The 22228-nt window shown below is 38.7% G+C and carries 11 protein-coding genes; 3 read left to right on the top strand and 8 right to left on the bottom strand.

Translation table 11 applies throughout. The annotated features are described in order from the left end of the window. Nucleotides 1-34 precede the first annotated feature (34 nt). The 5 genes from GKG41_RS21990 to GKG41_RS21965 all read right to left on the bottom strand — a co-directional run bounded on the left by GKG41_RS21990 (nucleotide 35) and on the right by GKG41_RS21965 (nucleotide 16662). Nucleotides 35-3202 carry a hypothetical protein gene (locus GKG41_RS21990; RefSeq protein WP_154262501.1) on the bottom strand — a complete coding sequence of 1056 codons (3168 nt, stop codon included), beginning with the start codon at nucleotides 3200-3202 and terminating at the stop codon, nucleotides 35-37. A 56-nt stretch (nucleotides 3203-3258) separates the two neighbouring features. Further along, a complete protein-coding gene (locus GKG41_RS21985) occupies nucleotides 3259-5715 on the bottom strand; it encodes a hypothetical protein (RefSeq protein WP_154262498.1) in 2457 nt (818 codons plus the stop codon). Nucleotides 5716-5729: 14 nt separating this feature from the next. Further along, nucleotides 5730-8876, bottom strand: coding sequence for a hypothetical protein (locus GKG41_RS21980; RefSeq protein WP_154262495.1), 3147 nt, complete (start codon nucleotides 8874-8876; stop codon nucleotides 5730-5732). A gap of 526 nt (nucleotides 8877-9402) precedes the next feature. Next, nucleotides 9403-10203 (bottom strand): phage tail domain-containing protein, encoded by an 801-nt coding sequence (locus GKG41_RS21970; protein WP_154262489.1) that lies wholly within the window; start codon nucleotides 10201-10203, stop codon nucleotides 9403-9405. Between the two features lie 60 nt (nucleotides 10204-10263). Next, nucleotides 10264-16662 carry a hypothetical protein gene (locus GKG41_RS21965; RefSeq protein WP_154262485.1) on the bottom strand — a complete coding sequence of 2133 codons (6399 nt, stop codon included), beginning with the start codon at nucleotides 16660-16662 and terminating at the stop codon, nucleotides 10264-10266. A 242-nt stretch (nucleotides 16663-16904) separates the two neighbouring features. Between GKG41_RS21965 and GKG41_RS21960 the strand changes: the two genes are divergently transcribed. The 3 genes from GKG41_RS21960 to GKG41_RS21950 all read left to right on the top strand — a co-directional run bounded on the left by GKG41_RS21960 (nucleotide 16905) and on the right by GKG41_RS21950 (nucleotide 19790). Next, nucleotides 16905-17660, top strand: coding sequence for a hypothetical protein (locus GKG41_RS21960; protein WP_154262476.1), 756 nt, complete (start codon nucleotides 16905-16907; stop codon nucleotides 17658-17660). A gap of 105 nt (nucleotides 17661-17765) precedes the next feature. Then, on the top strand, nucleotides 17766-18293 hold the full coding sequence (locus GKG41_RS21955; protein ID WP_154262473.1) for a hypothetical protein: 528 nt from the start codon (nucleotides 17766-17768) through the stop codon (nucleotides 18291-18293). Between the two features lie 90 nt (nucleotides 18294-18383). After that, entirely contained in the window at nucleotides 18384-19790 is a 1407-nt protein-coding gene (locus tag GKG41_RS21950; protein ID WP_154262470.1) for a hypothetical protein, read from the top strand. 349 nt (nucleotides 19791-20139) lie between these two features. On the opposite strand, the gene GKG41_RS21945 is transcribed toward GKG41_RS21950, so the two are convergent. The 3 genes from GKG41_RS21945 to GKG41_RS21935 form a co-directional block, all read right to left on the bottom strand. Continuing rightward, the gene (locus tag GKG41_RS21945) at nucleotides 20140-20280 is read right to left on the bottom strand and encodes a hypothetical protein (RefSeq protein WP_154262467.1); all 141 of its coding nucleotides are present in this window, start codon (nucleotides 20278-20280) and stop codon (nucleotides 20140-20142) included. 155 nt (nucleotides 20281-20435) lie between these two features. After that, nucleotides 20436-21179 (bottom strand): DUF3037 domain-containing protein, encoded by a 744-nt coding sequence (locus GKG41_RS21940; RefSeq protein ID WP_154262464.1) that lies wholly within the window; start codon nucleotides 21177-21179, stop codon nucleotides 20436-20438. Between the two features lie 13 nt (nucleotides 21180-21192). Further along, a complete protein-coding gene (locus GKG41_RS21935; RefSeq protein WP_154262461.1) occupies nucleotides 21193-21993 on the bottom strand; it encodes a HipA family kinase in 801 nt (266 codons plus the stop codon). Nucleotides 21994-22228 lie beyond the last annotated feature (235 nt).

The raw sequence follows: 22228 nt of genomic DNA, 5'->3' as shown, positions 1-22228 counted from the left end.
AAAGTAAAGAGAGGAACAAGTCCTCTTTGAATAATTATTTCCAAGTACCTATACAAACTGCACGTAAATCTCTAGCGGAATATGCTGTTGTCTTTACGGGGCTATAGGGGTATATTGTTCCGCTCCATTTTGTATAATCTCCTGGATACCACGCAAGCCATTCTGTACCTCCACTATCATAAGTAAAATTTCGATAAAAAATATTTTTAAAGGTTATTGGCATATTACCTAATGGAGTTCCGATATTTCCATAATACATATTTCCATAACTAGTAGGAGAGGCAGTCTGTACACTTACCGCTTTAACCGCGATAGCCAAACCGTTACTGAACTTCCAGCATCTTCCTCCATTTGCTGAGACCATTTCACAATTCACTGCACCGCCTAAATCATTAGTAACTAAATTAATGATATCTGCCATAATCTCAACTTTACTTGTTCCGCCTTCAAAATCATAAGTAGCCATGTATGCTTTACCAGAATAAGTCGTTGTAGGCGAGGACTTTTCTTCATTAAATCCAAATACGGCAATTTTAGCAATTAAATCATCTGTTGCAAAATCCGCAGTTATAATAGTAGATTCATGTACGCTATCATGAATTCTATATGAATTAAGGGCGGAGAGATTAGTAGCTACTATGTCTCCTTTTATGATTCCTGAGTTTAAATCTACTCTGACTCCCTGTGTATTTTCAATATAATTGCTAGATTCTAATACGCCACTAATTATTTTACTGGAACTGGATAAACCTTTAATAGTATTCCCTGATATCTGCCATCCGGAGGATGTAGATCCAATTGTTCCACTAGTTGCATTTATATTTCCACGAAAATAGGCTGTACCAGTTGATGTAATAGCAAAATTTTGTGACTTTATATATCCACTGCCTTCAAGATTAAACATTGTGCCTTGAGTAGAATATGTCCCGCTGCCAGCTGTATAATTCCGGGAACGAATAGAATCAACTGCTAGACATTCAGCGGTAATTCCTCCGTCTACGATTATTGATCCATCTATCTTTCGATTAAATTTAATATACATAATATAAATGGGTAAGCGTTGAGATGACATGTTTTTAATAGCGAGAATAAAATATTTTGCATTGTTAATTATGGAGTCAGAAATTTCAATAACACCACTACAAACTTTGGGGTAGTCGTTTAGGTAACCGCTATATCCTCCCCCTGGAGTTGATGTATATTCTTTAATAAGTGTTCCGGATGTTGTTACTCCGGTGTTTGGATCTTTTGTAATACTGCTATAGCATAACAGAGAAACCGATATAGGCACCTGCCCGCCATCAGTTTTGGCTGTAAAACTATAACTTATTTTTTCTCCTTGGCTAAAAGCATTTGGCGTTGCCTCACATAAAGGAAAATAATCACGCCCGGAAGCTTCTATAAAACTACCGCTTATGCTTGTCCTACCATGAATAAAGGTATTAGGTAACATTGTTTCAGGAAAATTTGGGTTAATAGTCGCGTAATTTGTAAAGTCACCAATAATTATTTTATCGCTTGTTATAGCTCCAGCAGCAATTTTATCTGCAGTTATAGAGTTAGCAGCAATCTTATCAGCTGTGATAGTACCCGTATAAATCTTTCCTCCATCAATTGACGTACTGTCATAACTCCAGTCATCCACTTTATTTACAGCTGTTTGTATCTGTATCTTAGTAGTAGTATCAAACGAATTAAAAGTAACCTTCCCAGTAATATCAATATCCCTCGCCAGGATACTTAGAAAACTATCTGTCAGCGTCATGCTGGAAGAACTATTCCCGGATTTAACAAGCCAGGTAAACTTATCCGCTGTCTGTTGTGCTTTCGTGATTTTGGAATAAATACTTGTTCCAGATGCCGGGTCATTTGGGTTTCCTAAATCAGTTTTGATATCCTGAACGGTATTTGTTATCCCGTTAGAGTCAATCATATTCTGTACAAGATGGTCTACTAAAGTCTTTTCTCTTATATTTCCTTCGGAATCCTGGATGGTAATTACATCACTTCGCCAGACCTTGTTTGTTATTTTCCCTTCCACTGCATCAATCTTGCTTTGGGCGGTTTTAACAGTATCTGTAACTGCAGTGAACTGTTCCTGGATATCCTCCGGCGCGGGAGTCCAATCCAAGGGAGGTAGTATATCCCCCTCATACATGGCTGTCCAATCTATTGTGGATTTAGAAGCAGTAGCAGACGGATAATTATATACGTTGACAGTTGTTGCAGTTAAGTCTGCGGGCGTAGTAATGGTAATATATTCTGCTGTATCTGTCTGATTATAAGGAAAGTATCCGCCATGAGAACTTCCGCCATTAAACCAAACGCCGAAACGGTTTGGCGAGGCAACACTACCTTTCAGCACCATAGTGTACTTCGTATTAGGCTTCAGCTCAGAAGCAGAGTAGGATTTCATCAAATAAGTAGAACTGGTAATCTTTTCCCCACTATGTAACAATAAATTCCTGCCGCCTATCTGGATATCCGTTACATCATACAATTTCAACACTGTCATCACGTCAAAATAAGATGCATTATTACTGATGCACTTAAAGGAGAGAGAAGTAACGCTGTCTGTAAATAAACTGCATGTCTTTGCGATAGTAAGAACACCAGAAGAAATCGTCAGGCCGTTGGAACCGCTTGTTACATCTGTCCATGATGTCCCGCCGTTCGAGCTGTACTGCCATTTACTAAATGAAATTCCTCCTTGGAAGACGGGCGTAAGTTTGATGGTCTCAGGTGAAAATGTTGCTCCGCCGTCTGTGCTTTTAAAAATCTGTGAAGTCGCTGTGATATCCACGGATTTGGCGGCGGCACCTGTGCTTCCTGTGGCACCTGCCTTTGATAAAGTGAAGCTAAAGGTTTTGATGAAAGAAATGCCGTCCGCTGCAATGGGAATATTTACTGTCCCGCTTAAGGCAGTCAGAGATGCTGTTACAGTCACTGAAATAGAGGTGTTGGCTGAATTATTATTATTTACTGTCATGGTCATTCCTGCAGGGAGCCCTGTAATACTCCCCACAGTTGTTGCTATTTTGCTGGTTCCTTTGTATGCCTGAACCCCGGTTGTTATAGAGGCTGCTGCCGCCTGCCCGGAACTATTGGCAGAGAATGTATGGTTTTCATCTGTTAGAATGATAGAAACAGAATCTACGCCGTCTATAACATTGGTTATAGTAAGTTGGTTTGATGCTTTCATTTATGTTCTCCTTTCCGCACCCCGTTACAGAAAAGCAAGGCACAGAAAAACCTCGCTTATATGACCTCCACAACAAACGTACATTTACCGTCTATTAAACTACCGTCGACATACACAGCTTTGCCAGTTTTCCAGATTTCGCCTCCATCCATAGGCAGGGAATTCTTATCAATCCGGTAGGTATTGTATGTTTCCTTTGGGAGATCCGCATCGGAGGCATTCACCCATGCGGTGCCTGAGTACTTTTTTAGGGTTACGGTTTTTGCAGTTTTATCTATGTGATAGTAAAAATCCCCTGTGGTTGGGCTGGAAGGTGCAGTGGTCAGAAAATCAGCTGTCTTTAAAGGATCTACTTCCTTTCCGTTTTGGTACAGCCGGTAATAGATAACGCCAGAGCCGACGCCATTTTTGATCTGGTTTCCAAGTGTGGAGATACAGTCTACGCTGTAATTGTCCTGTTTGTCTGTCACTGTCGCATAGGCGGTGTAGGTTTTCCCTCCATAGGTAGCTGTGCAGCTAAAGGATGCGGAACTGTCTACCATAGCCGGTGTCACAGTAAGCTTTGATGCTGTCTGGCCGGATATGGACGTCCATGAACCGCCCGCATATTTTTTCCAGACATAAGCAGTGGGCGTTACGGTAGATGTCCCTGAGTACATAATAGTTTCCAAAACGACATTATTTCCCGAATTAATTATTACATTTCCAGACGGGGAGATAATTTCAAACAGGACTGCATTTACGCCGTTTGTACCGTTAACTGCCGCTTTCGATTTCGTCCAAGTAAACTTCTTTATAACAGTTGTCCCATTACAAGTGAAGGTCAGATCAATAGTTCCAGTCATTGCAGCAGAAGCCCCTAATGTGGCGCTGGCGGCAAAGGTAAGAACAAGAGAACCATCAGTGCTTGCCGTACCTGCGGTATTAGACTTTACTGTTACACCTGACGGTAATGCTCCGGTGGCTACGGAGCAGGCAGCCTTTGTAATACCCTTATACCCGGCAAAGGGAATAGTTACATCCATAGCCGAAAGAACGTTTCCTGAGCTGTTGCAAGGTATTACCTGGGATTCATTACCCACAATCACAGAGGTGCCCCCAGGACCCGTCGCACCTGTCGCACCATCTTTTGTAATCATTACTGTCTGTGTATCAAGAGCAGTAGTGGTAGCTCCAGCCGCGTAAAGCGTACATTTGATAGCCGCTATATTTGTGGCCGACGGAGTGTATTCTTTCGTTGGTTCATTGGCGGAGGATGTATATTTCGTGGTAAATGCAGTACCGTCTGTAGATTCAGCAATGATAAACCTTCCGGAATATGCGGTACGCGTTGCAGATGTGCCATCCCGGTAAAAAGAACTGAAGGTAACTTTGGCAGGTGTTAAGACATTACTTATATTTTTATTTAGTACTAATGCACTGGCGTCGAGGAAGTATGTCCGTGCAGTCGCACCGTTTGCTCCGCCCTTTACCCTTGTAAGAGCAAATCTTTTGGTAATGGCGGCGTATCCGCTGCGTGTAGCGGTAAAATCAACATATCCTGTATCTACGGTCATACCAGTTACCGTATATGACTTCTTATCAGAGCTTTGAGTGCCGGTTACACCTGTACTTGGGGCAGTTGTAATTGTGAAGGTACTGGTAATGTCCGCGCCGTTTTCATAAATGGCAAGCGTTGTCTCCGCTCCTGCATAAGAGCTTATCGTACCGGAAGAATTGGCTGGCAGGGCGTGGCTTTCATTTGTAAGTACTCCCACAACAGAATGTGAACCATCTCTTAGCTTTGCGATAGTAACGGTGTCATATACGTCCGGATCATTAGTAATAACTTTGATAACGGCAGTATCGTTGAAGAACACGGCATGTCCAGGTTTAACTACCAGGGTTGAGCCTGTAACGGTTGCGTTATCAGAGGTTGTGGGATAAGCGGCGAAGGTGCCACCAGATTTGCGGTACTGCCAGGTGGAAATGGTTACATTGGTGGCATTTGCTGTTAGTGAAATTTGGGAGTTGCCAACCAGCGTTCCTGCGGCATTATATAAGAATACATTGGGGCCATCAATGCTGATATAGTGAAGCTCTACTGCATTTTGAAGCAGGGAATAGGACATGACGCTTTGTGTGTTTACAGTGACTCCAGATTCAGGCTCTGTGTACGTAACATAGCAGATATAGCTTAATAAGCCGCTTGAAGCTGAACTCAGTTTGTTCTGGTTCACAGTTAATATCCCTCCGGATGCTGTTTCCCCGGCAGTAAGATTTCCCTCAGAACCCGATCCCTCCCGTCGCTTCCAGGTAACTGTCAGTCCCGTAGAATTTAATGCAAGAGCTTTGTCATTTAAATAGACCACTGGAGTTAATTTTAGATTAGTTGCAGCCCAGGATGGGGCATAAGTATTTGTATTCGGATCGTGGATGACAGACAGTGGTAGGTTGCTGTTAAGGTATACCCCCAATCTGCCTACATCATCCACATCAATAATTGTAATTTGATTGCTAGCTTTAATTGCCATAGTTAATATCCCCCTTATATTGCGGTTGCCAATACTTCGCTGTTCAGCCAGAAGGAACAATGGAATTGGGCTTTTTTATATAAATCCTCTTTTGTGATATGAAGGGATTTTGTTCCAGAAGTGTGCTGGGAGTTCCAATAGGCGTCCAGATCAGAATCTGAACTCTGGCGGGTCCATAAGAAACAGGAATCAGGATACTCGCCTGTTACATCTGTATTACCCCGATATAGAGTTGCTGTGATATAAGTGTCAACTTGCCCATTAGTAAATATAATCCCCTTGGATGAGTCAAGTTCAAGTTTGAACTGGATACTGTCTTCTACTTTTTGATCTAAAGCTTCTACAGTCTGAGTAATAGAGCTGGTGATTCTGTCAATTCCCTTGCCGTCAACAATGACCTGTGTCCCAGAAATATTGCCGTTCTCATCAGTTTCCATAACATTGAAGCCAAACTTGTCTTTGGTAATCCCGCCAGCCAGCATGTCATTTTTAATAAAACCTTCGCCGATGGCAGACTCCTTTATTCCGGTAGAATCCATCAATACACCTGTACCAGTTTCGTCATAGAGAACAAAGGTGAAGTTATCGGTTTTATCCCGGCCTATCTGGATGCGGACATTCCCATCCTTATCTGTAAACTGCATGGTATTCCCGGCCAGAACAAAGCCACCGTCATCGCTGATAATCCGCATGGAGTCTGTTGAGATATCCCCAGCAGCAAGATCACCGACTGCAATCTTAGCCGCAATCAGAGATTTGATCACAGCGTCATCTATAGACACATTTTCTGCTGTCAGATGGATGATATGGCCCAGTTCTGCGGAGATGGTTCCAGCAAGCAGACTGTCAATAGCTGCTACATTAGCTACCAGCTCTTTAATTTCCGCCTTATCAATCCCAACAATTGTAGCCTGGAGATACTTGATAAACGCTGAGTCAGCATCCAGATGGCCTATCTTGGCAACGGCTGCTTCCAACTCCCCGGTTTTCAGATATTCAGTTAGTATAGTTTTGAATTCACCGGAGACTGCAGTTAAATCCTTGATCGTAGCGTTATTGATTTCCGCGCTCTCAAGCTTGGCATTGATAATCTGGATATATGGCCGGATAAGAGAGGCGACAACCTGGCTTACAGTTGAAGAAGCAGTGGATGATGCTGCTTTAGAAATGGTATTTTTAGCGGATGAGAGCTGCTTTTCCAGAAGGGTTTCAAAGTCATTTCTTGTGCCATTGGCTACGGTCATATCAGAAAAGGTAACATCAAAGCTTTTCTTCCAGTCCAGGATGTCCAGATCATCCAGTTCAATAGCCCGGAATTTGAGGTTTTCATTCCCATAGTTGACGATCATGAAGTCACCAACCTGGAGCTGGTTCCGGAGAGATTTATATTCCGGAATGGCAAAAAGATTGTCTGAGGATATCCTGCGGCTCAGCTGCGGCCGGGATTCGATTTCCAGCTGTTTCTTTGCCGATGCAAGAAGATCCTTTTGGCTTTTAATTGTCCTCTCAAGCCCCATGTCCTCCTCAATGATGCTCTCATCTTTAAAGTCTGAGGTTCGGTTTCCGTATGCTTCTATGTCCGCGATTTCGTCGTAAGTAAACCCGTATTCCGGGTTTTTCAGGCTGGCTTTCTGGCTTATCTCTGAAAGCTCGGATGAGAGAGCTGTAAGTTTTGTCTCCAGTTCCGTTATTTTAGCCTGCAGCACAGCCAGGTACTCATCAATTTCTTTTAAATAGCGGACAACATCCAGATACATTTGATGCTTTTCTTCGTAGGCCTGTACCGGCATATCGTCAGGGGCCGCATTTCCAGAGTAATCCTTTAACGTGGACTTTATATCCTGGTATGAAGTTTTCTTAAGCTCCAGGGCATTCACACCGAAGAGCTTCCACATGGTATCGTACTCAACCTTCTTGGCTGGCTCTTCAGCTCCCGATTCCCGTTTGGCTATCTCGGCTGTGATATCCGGGATAATGACATCCTTCAGCGAATAGTAGAGAGGGTAGTCGGGAGACTCAATAGGAATATCCACTGAGCCGGATTCCGTCGTATAGCTTTGTTCCAAAAGCTCTACTTTCTCCTGCTTTTCGTTCAGTATTTCTTTCAATTTATCCAGATCGTAACGGGCAGAATCCCAGTTGTTCTCAGCGGCATCATCCGCATTTCTGTCTTTGAGAGAAGTGATCTGCCCTAAGATAATGCTGTGCTGCATCTGGGCGTCAATGTAGGTGTCACGCAATGCCTCCCGCGCTTCTTTGTATGCATTGTATTTATTCTGGGTCTCCTGCGGGAAGCGGGGCAGATAGAAGTCTATATTTGTGATCAGGGAGCTTCCGAAGTTGACCATCTCAATACCTAAGTCTTCGCCGCCAGCAACGCGGAAGCGGGTATAAATATCATTGGATATCGGTGTAATTTCCAGGGAATTTAAGAGATTTTTATAAGAAAGGTATAGATTCGTGTCACGCCCTGCCGTCTCAATATCATAAACATTAATGGTCATATCAAAACTATTGAAGATAAAGACACACCTTGCCGCCCGCCCGACATCTGCCCGGAGGAAGGAATAGACATCCTGGCTGCCGATTTCAAACGAGTGTTCCTTATGTGCAATCGTAGCATCAACATGACCAATGGTCCATCCAAGAGGGACGTCAGATAATGCGAGATCAAGAAGGCTGTATTCCGGGTTGTCCGGGTTGTGGATTATGATTTTATTTATTATCTCCCCGTCTTTATTGATGTTATCTTCTCTCATTTCCAAGGATTCGTTAGTCCCCATGTTAACAGAGAAATTCACCAGATCGTAATCCTGAAGCTTGGATTCATAGCTGTAGGCGGTGAAGGATTTTGTCTCTTTGCTTTCCCCCTCGCTTTGTATGTCAGGGTCTTGCTCCAGCCGAAACCAGCCGAATTCGGGAACAAAGAGTTCCATCAGCGCACCAATCTCATCGTATCCGGCAGATTTGCGTACCTTTAAAAAGGCTTCATTGCAGATATATTTGTCTACTTCAACCTTCAGTTCGGATATGTCGTTAAATTTCAGAGTAAGCTTAGCCGACTTGACACCGTTGAGGCAGCACAAGATTTTTTTGTTTACATGGGAAAGGAAGATATGGCAGGGGCGGGTACGTCCGTAGATATCATATTTTAATTCCATAGCATTACCTTACTTTCCGATATGTTAAATGTTAAGTCATTTGGGATACACATCTCGTTCCTCCTTTCGCGCATAGTAAAAAGAGACTATTTCGGTTTGGTATAATCTCTTCTATGTTTTCATTGATATATAAATGTAACAGAATTACTTTGTGAGAAGACCTTTTTCTTATAAGATGGGGATCAGTTAGTCCAATTACTTAACATTGTGGTATAATCACAACATAAGCTTTTGTTTTTTGCATCTGTAACTTTAGAAAATAAATATAGAAAGCGGATATGGGATGATAGATTATAGTCCCTTATGGGAAACAATGAAGCAAAAAAAATTAGCCAGTATAAGCTGCTCAAGGTCATAGACAACAAAACATTAGATGCTATTAAAAAGAATAAAAATATAACGCTTTGCACATTAGAAAAAATATGCACAGCTTTAGAATGTACGCCAAATGGTGTCATTAAGTTTGCTGATTTTATTAAAGAAAATCATTAGAGGATGTGAGGTTCTTTCATAAATAATGATTTGTCTATCTCCCAATACATTTTGTAGTCCTGTACATAAACGTTACATCGCAGTTCCCTTGAATCTCAAAGATATTCTCGCCGTCGATAAGGCAGGGAAATTCCAGGTTGCACTTCGTCAAAGGATAAAAATCCCCCAGTTCATCATAAAGATTAAAATCTACTACTTTGACTTTGATATTCTTCAGGGCTTCCAGTGTAAAAGGTGCAGAAGAGGGATCAGATTTGTTTGTTATTGTAATTGTCTCTGTGACGTGTGGAGTGATTTCTAGAACGGGATAGATCATATTACGCTTAATTGTGTTGTTACATAGTATAACAAGCTCCCCTGGATTTGTAATGGGAGAGTAGTTGGCCACTATTTCATCCGAAAACCCGTAGGGAGAATTGCATTCAAAAGAAAGCTTTATTCCATTTTTATAATTCCCATGCTCAATGAAGACTCCTTTATTAAAAAGACCAACATAATTAATACCTGTATAGTTATCATCGCCGTCATGACTGATAAATTTTAAAGGCACTGGTGTATCGGGACTGGCAAGCCATGAGATAATTTCTTCAGATTCCGGTGTGGTGAACGGAGTGCCATCTTCTTTACAGATTGCCAGTTCTAATTCATAAGAATCAGAAGGCGTAGTACCATATTGATTTCGGATAACACGGCCTGATACAAAATTACCGGATTCAATGTCTCTTTCAAATATAGTGGATTCTTCATCATCCGAGTCAAATGACACTAGCATATAATCACCGAAAGATTTTAAATTTCTTCCGTCGTAAAACATATCGTCAGCATATACAGCCATTCTCAGCCTCCTTTCTTTAAAATGAGACTGCCCGAAATGAGCAGCCTCTATTGAAAATAATTATCGTATACCTATTTTACCAAGTTCTCTCTTAAGCTTTTTCGTCGTATAGTCGCAGGATTGTTCTAAGATCCTTTCCAAAGAAGGAAGGGCATTTTTATCTATATGCTCAATGTTGCCTACCATGTTGTCTATATGAATATCGACACCTAGCCCACTATCAACATTACCAGCAAATCCAACAGAGGATAAATCCGGAGATGATAACATTTTGGATAGATTCCATAAAGCCTCCTTCTGTCCTTTGTTGAACACCATAGTTCCAAATGGCAAATCCCTGACAACGCCTTTTGGTGATATGAACATTTCACTTCCTATACCTTCCTCATCTGTGAGTGCTAACCCTTCAGAAGAAGACTTGGTTCCCGATTTATAAGCGAGCTTATACTTTTTGAGGTCAGGAGTCTTTGTATTCCATTTTGGCTCCCATTCTCCCTTGGCGTTCACCCAGTAATACATACCGTCGTAACCCTTTACGTAGGCGTTAGTCGCCATGGCCCCGGTATGGTCAACGAAATATTTATTGTCAATCCATTTAGAGGTACTCATGGCTCCGCTTTTATCCAGGTAATACCAGTCGTTTCCTGATTTCAACCATTTACTAGACTGCATAATTCCATCGTTACCTAAATAGTACCAGGTATTTCCTACTTTCTGCCAACCTTTTGACATAGCTCCTGACTGATTCATGTAGTACCAGTTGTTCTTATCTTTGAGCCATTGATTCTCATACATCTTTCCGCTTGAGCCAATATAATACCAATCCTGTCCGGACTTCAGCCACTTATTAACTTCCATAGCACCGGATTTATCTGTATGATACCAACCCTTACCGTCATTAAACCAGCCCGATTTCATGGCGCCGGAGGAATCCATGTAATACCATTTATTATCCAGTTTCTGCCATCCGGTTTTCATAGAGCCATCGTTGGCACCGCCGAGATAGTACCATTTTCCGCCCACCATCTGCCAACCACTGTCCATAGAGCCTGAGCCATTCATATGATACCACTTGTCTTTTATCTTCTTCCAGCCTGTTTCCATGTAGCCTTCATCATCAAAGTGATACCATTTATTATCCTGTCCGAGCATCCAGTCGTTTTTGGGCCATGAGCCATCAGCGTTCTGATACCACCAGCCCTTATTGTTCTTTTTCCAACTTCCGCCAGCTGATTTTGCTAGTGCATTGTCAATCCAATTTTGAGTGGAGCTTTGTACGTCATCCTTAGAGCCAGGAAGATTTCCAATATTTATATCAGTATTAGCGGATAAGTCGCCCATTGCCTTTTTGAATTCTTCTAGAGCAGAGAGGGCATCTTTAAATGGATTTGTTAAATCAGAGGAAAGCTTAAAGCCGTACTCTTTGCTTAACTGTTCTAGGGCGTCGTAGGCGGAACCGTGATTATTTACAACAGATTCGAGAACCGTGCCAATAACCTCTTTTTGAGCTTCCAGACTTGATTCGATCAAATTCAGCTGTTTTTCCTGCAGCTCCTTAAATTTATCCATCTGCTCGTCGTAAGCATCTTCAATCGTATCGAATTCATGATCCTTCCGTTCTTCGGCAAAATCCTCATCCAGTTCCCGGAGTTCCTGTTCCAGCTTTTTGCGTTTTGCTATAGTCTCTTTGGTGTTGTCCCCAGACATGGCCGAAATCTGCGCAGCCAGCTTTGCCCGGTCTTTGTTGTAATCAGTAACCTTTTTGTTCCAGTCGTAAGCCTCCTTCTGCTTGCGGAGTGCTTCCTTCCGCTTGTCGATGAGCTTCTCCATGGCGTCTGTTTCCCGCTCGATACCATCCTTTACCAAATCCAGGATAGCATCCTTGGCCTTTTTAATATCTCCCACATAGTCCAGCTGGGATTTACGCAGATCGGCCAGTTTTTCTTCATACTGCTCCTGGGAATAGAAGCCCTTCTGGTATTCTTCCTGAAGCTTATCAATTGCCATGCCGTAGTTCGCAACGGCCTGCTTGGCCTGTATAAGCTCTGATTGAAGCAGAGCCAGCTTACCGTAACCCATTCCGCTGATCTTGCTGGTATCCTCCACGTAAACCATGGTGTCTTCAATAAGGTCAGAGAGAGAGGAAAGTGAATCCTTCATGTTGTCGATCTTAGTGATGGATTTGTTGAAATTATCCCAGCGTACTTCCAGGATGTCCTGTCTAAGCTCGATGATGGTTTTATCTATGTCTATGATATCTCCCCGGATTTCTTCCAGGGTTGACTGCCATTCATACCAGTCATTTGTGTATTTTTTTATGGTTCCATTTTTAATTAGTTCATTCAGCTGCTGAGTGAGAGAGTTGTACTCCCCTTTGAGCATGGCGCGCGCCTGATTGTTCTGATTGATCATATTGACATAATCAGATTCTTTACCAAGCTTACCCTGTGCTTCGGCCAGATCTATGCTGTTTTGGAACACATCCGAGACAGCATCGTAATAATCCACAGCGGCGCTGAAGGAATCCTTGATATTGTCAAGCTTCTGCATGTTGAGCTCTTTGATTTTGACTTTAAGCTCTTCCATTTCGTCCTTCATTTTCAGGCCGAGTTCATACCACTTCTGGAAATCCTCCATCTTTTCCGCCAGGTTTTCATCCTTGATGTCTTCAATGGATATCTGTCCGTTCCTAAGCTTGTTTTTATAGGATTCGCTGATGCCTACGGAATTGGCTTTATTAAAATAGTAATCGGCACTCTTCTGCAGAGTGGACATGTTGCTCTGTGCCTGGGAGATGGCTTTTACCAACAATGGATTCTGTGTGGCGTAGGTGTTTTGTAAATCTTTGGCCTGCCGCTCCAGACTATCTAACGCTGAAGTAATGCGGTCAACCAATGTTTCAATGTGGTCAAAGGTCTTCGTGTTGTCATCGGTTGCTTTGGTGTTTTTATTGACAGCGGCTGTGTTCTTCTTTGTGGCAGAAGAGGAGGAGGATGACTTGGAGGAGGACTTTTTATTTGACGATTTACCTCCGGATTTTGTACTGCTTCCTCCAGACTTGAAAGTTCCGGCAGAGTGGGCAGGCAGTGACAAATAATTCAGCATGTTATATGCTGTACCATTGGCATAAGCAAGCTTACCATGTCCACCATTAGAAGTTACAAACCCGTTCCTTAGTAATTCCGCAGTCTGCTTATGATTAAAAATGATATCACCTTGTTTGAAGTTTTCAAGGTGTGCGCCTCCTGGAATTAGTTGGAATCTACCATTTCGAACTATAGATTCTGTCCCTAACTCATTAACTAAGGCAAGCTCATTGCTTTTAAGCCCCCAATCTCCGGAGGCGTAAGCATTATAACCTTTGGACATTAAATAATTAGTTTTTAAATCTCGTACACTACCAGCGGCATGAGCCGTACCGTTAGCTGGGCCAATAAGAGATTTAGTATAAACAGCAGTCCCGTATATAGTAGGGGCCGAAATTCCTGAGAAATTACCTGAATAATTAACAGTGCCAGATAATTCTGGAGGGGTGGCAGGCAAAAAATTTGCTTTATAATCTACATTGCCTTCTTTAGTCTCAGCATCTCCTTGAACATTACCACTTTTTTGATATTCAACCGGTATTGTGACTCCACCGGCAGCAAGCTGACTTTTTATTTCCGATGGGGTGATTCCATCACCTGCAACCGTAAAACCTAATGATATTAGAGTCTCTTTTGGTAAAGCTGCGATTTGTGAAGCAATGGTATCTAATACGTCATCACCTGCTGTGTTAACGTTTACTGTTACATTTGGATCATTGTTTTGTAATTCACTCAATCTCTGCTGAAATTGTGAAATAAGAGAATATCCGTCCTGTACATTTGTTTCTACATTAGCAGTGGCAGAGGTATTATTTAGCTCATCTAATCCTTTGTGTATTTCTCGTATTTTAGCATTGGTTTCGTCATACCTAGAAGAATCGGCATTTAACGTAAGTCTATAGTTTTCTAATTCCTCTAACTTATTCTGTAGATCCTCTGGATTTTGGCCTTCAACTTCGAAATCTAATATTGCACTTGTACCATTAATTGCGTCTATTTTAGCTTGGCAAGTATCTATGACATCTTGAGCTTGTTGATATTGACTTGAATTTACATCTAAATCCGCACGAGCATTGTTAATTTCACTTATTTTAGATTCAAGTTCATCAACCGTATTCATATTATCTATGTCAAAATCAACGGCAGACTTCAGGCTTGAATTTTCACTCATGGATTTTAAAGCTTCTTGAGATTCCTTTGCTTTATCGGTTAATTGCTGTAATTTTTCAGAATAGTTTTCTACCCCTGATGTATCACCAATTTGTATGCCATCCGTATATTCGGACATCATGCGATATATTGATTGTACTGCTTCTTTGCTAATTCCTAACCGCTTTGCTATCTCCTCATCATTTCCAGTATTGAACTTAAGATTACCATCTCCAAGATCTTCTACCCATCCCAAGCCCTCTTTGTCCGACAATTCCTTCATAGAAGAAACGAAGGAATCTACTCCTTCGCGCCCTTCGGTGAAGAACTTCTTGACTTGAGGAGCGGCTGCTTGATATGCTTCTGCAACTTGCTCCGCAGATGCTGTGCTCAAATCTTCATAAGAGAAGAAGTCGGCTATTGCCCTAAACTCGTTGTTATTAAAGAGTTCCTTTTTATATAGCTCGTCCCCGCGCTCTATCATTGTGCCAGTAACGCTACGATACATATCACCTTCTTCGCCACCAGATTGAGCGTTTAACCATTTCTGGTAGGATGAGGTTGCACCATCATATGCGGCTGCCAAACTATTTACAGTTTCTAACTGGTTAGATAGGGAGTCTATATTGGATTGAGCAGCACTATAGTCAGCACTTTCTGGATTCAGCTGAGACTGTTTTTCTATTGCATTGTTTAATTCATCTTGAAGCTTTTTCCTGGTTTCTAAAAAATCGGACTTTTTATTTGCTTCCTCTTGAGCCTGGAGATTCCGCAACGCGTCTATATTCAAATGGATTCCATTTGCCGTTTTTTCGAACAATACCGAAGGATCGTATCCTTCTAAACCATCATACGCAGCCATAATATTAACAAGATCACCTGATAGCGTACCGGTTTCTTCATCGATTTCGAATCCCAGCCCTTTTCCAGAAACACTATTAACCATCGCAGCATTTAGGTTATCTATCTGGGAAATCGCACTAGAAACTGAAGAGGCCATTTTCCCAACCCAGTCTACTGGCCCATTAGTGGAGGAACTGTTTTCCAGCATGTTAAAATGGTCAACTACATCTTGTAATGAAACGCTTGTTCCCTTAATGGCGTTTTGCAGCTCAGGGAATTTGCCCGTTATACTATCAACTGAAAGAGTGCCGGCCTTTGCCATATCAGACAGACTAGTTTGTACTTCAGACAGATTATTTTTCGAGAGGATATTATTTAGCTCGTAATCTTTATACTCATCAGAATCAAAGATAGCTTTTGCATAGGCGTCGTTTATCTTTTCAACACGTTTAGCAACTTCCTCTTTACCTGTGTATAGCTGTTTATCCCCTTTTGCATCTGTATAATAAAGACTTTCGGACATTTCTTTAATGCCGGTCATATCCTTACTAAGGGTTTGCCCAAGAACAGCCAGCTCCTTTTCTGCGGATTCAGCATCAGCTGTAAGAGCTTTGAACCTGTTTTCTTCAGAAGAACTTAGTTTATCCTTTTTAGAAAGGGATTGTAATTCATTTTGGATTTTAAGAAGTTCACTGCTTTTATTGTTGTATTCATCTATCTGATCGGATACTGTCGTCAGATAGTCTGGGTTTGTCTGCGCATACTGAGAATTGTCTAATCCGGGATTTCCAAAGGAGCCTACGTGAGGATTATTCGGAGAATGGTCAAAACTTTTCCCGATAGTGGGTTTGCTGTATGTCAGGGCATTTTCTGCGGCATCAGCAGCAACTTTGCCTTCAATTTCAGCTAATTTCGACTTGTATTGAATTTGATTCTGGAGTTCTGCATTGATTTTTTGTAGATTTGACAGCTCAGATGACTGGGCAGAAGTAATAGTCCCAGCGCTGCGGAGCTTCTGTAGCTCAGTTATGCTATTTTTGTTTGCCTCATACTGTGATTTCAGGTCATTCAGTTCCGTCTTTGTCTGCTCATATTTGGTTTTCGACTCAATAGCTTTTTCATTTGCCTTTTGCTGTGCGTTGATGTAATGATCCAAAGCGGTGACTACGCCTTGAATAGCATATCCGACAGCAGCATAGATTGCCATATTTCCAGCAATGCCAACTGCGGTACGCCCAACGTTCTTTAATCCGTCTGCAAATTTTTGCCCAGCAGTCCTACTATTCATATAGGCATTTTGAATGCCTTCTAATGAAGCCTCTCCTTTCTTCCCTGCTTTTTCTAAGTCGTCAAAGTATTGAATAACGCCCTTATTTTGCATAATGCTATCATTACCAAATCTTTTAGAAAAATCGTTTTTAAAAGTTGTGGATGAAGCGCCTTCTGCAAATTGTTTCGCGGCATCTTCTCCTTGCTTTATAAAATCATCTGTAAAAGCCTTACTGGCGAAAATTTTGTTTAATTTTCCCCCTAATAAAAGGTTTGTTATCTACGAGAGTGTTTACATCAACCGGTTTGGACGGTATAATATTTTATAGAAAAGAAAGGGGGAATAATTAAAATATGGCATTCTTAATTATAGTGGGTGTTATTGTTGGGGTAATAGTTCTTGTTGGTATACTTCTAGGTGTAAGCGATTATCAAAGAAATAAGGAAATCAAACAAAAGCAGATTACGGAAGATGAGGAAATAAAAGATAAAATTGTTAAAGGTTTTTCGGAGATTATGAAAGCTTATAACATAACAGAGATGCCAGAAAATGCAGATATTGTGTATAGTTGTGGACTTAAAGGTGCAGATGCATGTGTTTGGAAACAAAATAATCATATTTATATTTGTACAGAAATAGATAGTCTTTGCCAAAAAATTATAGACAATCATATATTTAGAAGAAATGTTAGAAATTGCGAAACAGACTCTCTGCTAGAAAAAAGATATAATGAAATAATGTATGGGCTAAAACCCATCATCATAAACATCAATGAGGTTAAATTTTATAAGGTTGACGGTGAAATATTAACTAGAACAGAAATGTCTGGAGGTGAAGTAATTGGAGGAGGGACATCAATTGGAGGAGCTGTAGTTGGTGGGCTTCTTGCTGGAGATGTAGGAGCAATAATTGGTAGTCGGAAAAAAATTGTATCAGAACCAATTAGAACTAACACTATTAATGATGATAAAAGAGTAGTGAATGTCTATATTGAAACTGACGATATGGTAAAAGTTTTTCAGTATGAATATCCCTTTTTTGAGGTGTTTCAAAAATATATGCCTGAAAAATCATTTGATTATATTAGTATAAATAAGAGCCTATGCTAAACAACTATAATGGAATGAAACAGACATTTCCATATGAGATATAATAAAGCAGAAGGATGTTTGGAATGTATAATATAGACAATAACTATTTGAGGGAGGATTCTTATGAGTAAAATAGAAATAATGAAAATATGCCCGAAATGCGGCAAAGTTATGTATGGGTATAAAGGGGAAGAAAGAGCTTGTAAAGTCTGTGATACTATAATGGCAGAAACAAATTTTACAGATGATGAATATGAAGAGATAAGAGATTCCGATAAAGATTTTAGTGAGTTAGCTGAACTTATAGATAAAGGAGATAATCGGGAAGTATATAATAATTTAAAAGAAATACAATGGAAAGAGATGCTTCGAGAGCAGTATGTCATAAACAGCCCGGAATACGATGAAGCCTTATACCGAAAACGTGAACAAGATGATTTTGAATGGTGGATAAATGAAATTAGATACTTATTTCTTAACGATAAAGATACGGAAGCTGTCGAAACTCCTAAAGCTCCTAAAACAAAGCGTTGTCCAAAGTGCGGCGGAACCCAGTTCACCCCAGTCCGCAGAAAGTTTAGTCTACTAACAGGATTTGCCACAAATAAAATAGATTTAATTTGTAATAGTTGCGGGTCTAAGGTTAAATAAATATTCGTTGTTTGGGCGATATTTACTTGTCAGATAGAAGAGTAAAGGAATCTATGGAATTAATTACACTAGTACAGAAAAGAGGAAATTGTGGGGAAAGCAGTATTAATCTTAGATGAAATAAATTTATTATTAAACAGTGAGGAACCAAAAAATACAAAACTATATGGAAACTTATATGAAGTTTTACTGCAAATGAGGGAATTGAAGGCAATAACACTTGATGAACTTAAAAAATATAATTTAGATAAGGTAGCCCAGGCAGCTTTAACATATAATAAAACAACACTAATGGATAATGTTAAAGATGAATGGTTTGTAGAATCTAATAGCTCTGAAGACATTTCTAAGAAGGTTAAATGTGGACTTTGTAATACTCCAAATAAATATCTTTTTTTTATTAGAAATAGAAAAAATCATATTCGTCTAAATGTGGGTTCTTATTGCATGACGAAATTCCCTGGAATAGAAGGATACACAGAATATAAATATCATCTAAATAAAGTTATAAAGAATCAACAAGCAGTTGAACGACGTACTGAGTTTCATAATAAGCATCCCAATGTAATAGAAATAATAGATTCTGCAAATTATTATTTTGATAATTTACCTATACTATTACCATATGACTTATACCATAATTTAAAAGACGCTGTGACAAATTTACGCTTAATTTATTCACAATATGTTTCATATGGGAAAAAACCATTTAAAAGTAATAAAAACTCATTTGATTTATTCTCAGAAATGATTGAGCTTTACAATGGACTCAAAAAACTATCTGATTCGTTAGTTTTACATAACAATGATATTCCATTTATATGCAAAAGAGATGAAATAGATTGGATGATTGAAAATAAGCAATGGAAACTTCTTGATGAGATAGCGCAAAATAATGGGTTATATACAGAAATAACAATTGCAAAAATAACTTCTTTAAAATTTATCAAACAATATTTTCCCGAATTTGTAAAACATAATAAATCGCAAATAGCGCAATATATAGAAAATGAAAACGATAATTCACAACTAAAATTTTCTTTATCTAAATTTGGGTATCAATTTCAATTTATAATTAGCGTAAAAAAATTTATGAGAGACATTGGAGCAAAATGTATTTTTGATAGTTCATTTAGTTATAATGAATATGACATGTTCAAAGTTTCTGAAATAGCATTTACTAATAGGAACTTACAAAATGCGTTAGATTCCATTAGTGACATAATGGATAAATTTGGATATGCCTTTTTACTTGATGATGATACTAATGATATTTATGTTTATAAAAAATCAGACAAGGCGGTAAAATTATATTCTGATAAGGACTTTTTGAAAACTTTTAGTGTATATTTTATAATAAATTCATATGATGTATATAGGGCAATTGCTTTATTGACTTCGAAAAACTGGATTTTACGTGAAGAACAAGCTAAAAAGGGTATAGACGATAAAGTCTCAAATTTATACTATCGTCAACACATCGAACCGTACGAATAACTTATGTATTGGAAACTTAAGACTAAAATAAATTAAAAGGAGTTGGATGAACGGGTAATGATTGTTCCACAGTATATTTTATTATCTGAGCACTCTTGCGTATGGGAGGCGTCGTCATTATCTGGATGAATCCATCTGTATACTAATTCTTCTATTTTAGTAGATTGTGGTTGATTTAAATTAAGTTCTTTTGCCATAGTTTTAATTCCTTTCGTTTGTAATGGTAACTTTCAATTATGCCATAATTATATTTAATTTTTCATCAGGTGTTAGATTTATACATTCTGGCATCTGATGAATTCTATTTCAAAAGCCATTACATCTTTGAAATTTGCTATTGATACTTTTACTACTGTGTTTCGGTTACATTTTTAGTCTTTTTCTGATTACTTGGATTTTTTATATTATGTATTTTTACATACAAAATAGGAGTAAATTCTTTATCTGTGAGTTTCATGCTTGCCAGCATACTTTCGTTAGTCCAAATCATAATCTATCCTCCTAACCTATTAGATTTTTATAATAATCAAAGGTAAATCTTTGATTTATTGATTGCATAATATCATAAACTTGATGCTTGACTTTTATCTCATCACAAACATTTAAAGCTAGTAGATGTACTATCTACTAGCTTTAAAAATGCTTTTATGCTATTTGGTTTAATAAATAATTTATACCATCTTGGATTTGGAATACAGATGCGTTTATTTTGAGAATATTTATTATAATGTTTAGATGATTAATATCCTCAGTAAGGCTATCATATAAAAATACAACTTGTATATTTTTCTCTTTTAACTCATAAGCAGTAAAAGACCAATGTTTAGCCGTAGGAATGATTTTTTTTAAATTCTTACCTTTAAATGAAAATAATTTAATTGCTATATTACCAATGACATAATCGAAAACTACATCCTCTTCAAAACCACCTTTTACTTGAGATGAGGAGAATTCAATATTTTTGGTTGAGAGAATTCTTTTTATATATTGCTTTTCCTCGGAATTAGATAATCTTTTTTTCTTGCTAAAATCAAATTTCAAATAAAGTTTTGTCAGGTTCTCTATATAATCTTCTTTTTCACCAACTTCTATCTGCATTACATTAGTAAATCGAAACTCATTCACATATATTCTAGTATATTCAGCTATACTAAAATTGTTGTAATTAAAAATATTAGTTTCTATTTGAGTTTTTATTCCTTTAAGATACATTTTTACAAAGCCAACATCAGCTTCGTCATCAAAGGCTTGAAATCGACTAAAATTGGAGATATATCTAAAATCTCTTTGACCTGTTGTTAAATTATGAAACAACATACCGATATACATACACTCTTCGGAAATAACTGAGTTGTAGTATTTTAATGCAGCATATTCAATTTGATACATAGTATACCTCCTTTCATTTATTTAAGTAATTGCGTATTGTTATGCATATATCTTCTAAATGACTTACTCTATATTGTAAATATTCAATAAGTGTTTTTAGACTGATATCCATAGGCTTCCAAATATCTGGAATATCGTTTATAATCTGTTCCATATTTTTTATAGTTATACATTTCTCGAATAAAGGTATATAATTTATTGCTATATCTAATTTGAATGGTACTACTTGCATGATCATTCTATACAAATAATCGTTATATTCCATAATCTTTGTACTATGATAATCTTTATCTTCCATACCTCTAATCAGACAATTTGCGTCCCAAAACGTCTGGTTTATAAATACATGTGTATGATCAATAACCTGCAATGTGATATTTGATTTATAATACTGTACCAATAAGTTACCTGCATTTCTATCTGTATTATAAATCAGATGATCGAATAATAATATTTTATAGAAATCTTCTTTATTTTGTATTAAAGGAACAATCGTTTGTATCAATGGGGCTACTTTGTTTAAATATGTAGAGTAAAATCCAAATCCTTCGTTATGATTCCCCATATCATCATTATAAATTTTTGTAGAACCATCTATATAACATATGCCCGAAATAGGCATTTTTATGTCTAATAATATTGCCAACCGATAACAAAAGTATTCGTTAAAAAGTACTAAATTTCCCTGTGGTCCATTGAATGTCTTGATAATTACCTGCGTATCATCATCAGTCACTGCAAATTTTGGTTCAGTGGTACCATTCCCTATATTGTGCTGGACAGTTCGTATATGCTTATATTTAATGGCAATCACCTGCCTTTATAAATATATCGTTTTTCAATATAATTACTATGCAAAATTAGATAAATACATAGATATATTTATTATATAGGAATAAGTAAAAAAATACAGTAGCAAAACAGACAAAAAAATATCATTATAATTGTGAGATGTGTATGTTTTGTCCATACTGCAGTCGGCGGACTCCAACGGACGGTTTTGCGGAGCAAAACGGACGCGATGCGGAGCGAGCGGACTAACCTATTAT

The sequence above is a fragment of the Lactonifactor sp. BIOML-A5 genome, from assembly GCF_009677585.1.
GTDB lineage: Bacteria > Bacillota > Clostridia > Lachnospirales > Lachnospiraceae > Lactonifactor.
The sequence above is the reverse complement of the archived record's forward strand: the minus strand, read 5'-3'. Positions and strand labels throughout refer to the sequence as shown.

What these genes read in the sequence shown, in the direction of transcription:
- GKG41_RS21955 (WP_154262473.1), top strand. Translation starts at nt 17,766, where the DNA reads ATGAGTAAAATAGAAATAATGAAAATATGCCCGAAATGCGGCAAAGTT.
- GKG41_RS21965 (WP_154262485.1), bottom strand. Translation starts at nt 16,662, where the DNA reads ATGCAAAATAAGGGCGTTATTCAATACTTTGACGACTTAGAAAAAGCA.
- GKG41_RS21980 (WP_154262495.1), bottom strand. Translation starts at nt 8,876, where the DNA reads ATGGAATTAAAATATGATATCTACGGACGTACCCGCCCCTGCCATATC.
- GKG41_RS21985 (WP_154262498.1), bottom strand. Translation starts at nt 5,715, where the DNA reads ATGGCAATTAAAGCTAGCAATCAAATTACAATTATTGATGTGGATGAT.
- GKG41_RS21970 (WP_154262489.1), bottom strand. Translation starts at nt 10,203, where the DNA reads ATGGCTGTATATGCTGACGATATGTTTTACGACGGAAGAAATTTAAAA.
- GKG41_RS21960 (WP_154262476.1), top strand. Translation starts at nt 16,905, where the DNA reads ATGGCATTCTTAATTATAGTGGGTGTTATTGTTGGGGTAATAGTTCTT.
- GKG41_RS21940 (WP_154262464.1), bottom strand. Translation starts at nt 21,179, where the DNA reads ATGTATCAAATTGAATATGCTGCATTAAAATACTACAACTCAGTTATT.
- GKG41_RS21990 (WP_154262501.1), bottom strand. Translation starts at nt 3,202, where the DNA reads ATGAAAGCATCAAACCAACTTACTATAACCAATGTTATAGACGGCGTA.
- GKG41_RS21945 (WP_154262467.1), bottom strand. Translation starts at nt 20,280, where the DNA reads ATGATTTGGACTAACGAAAGTATGCTGGCAAGCATGAAACTCACAGAT.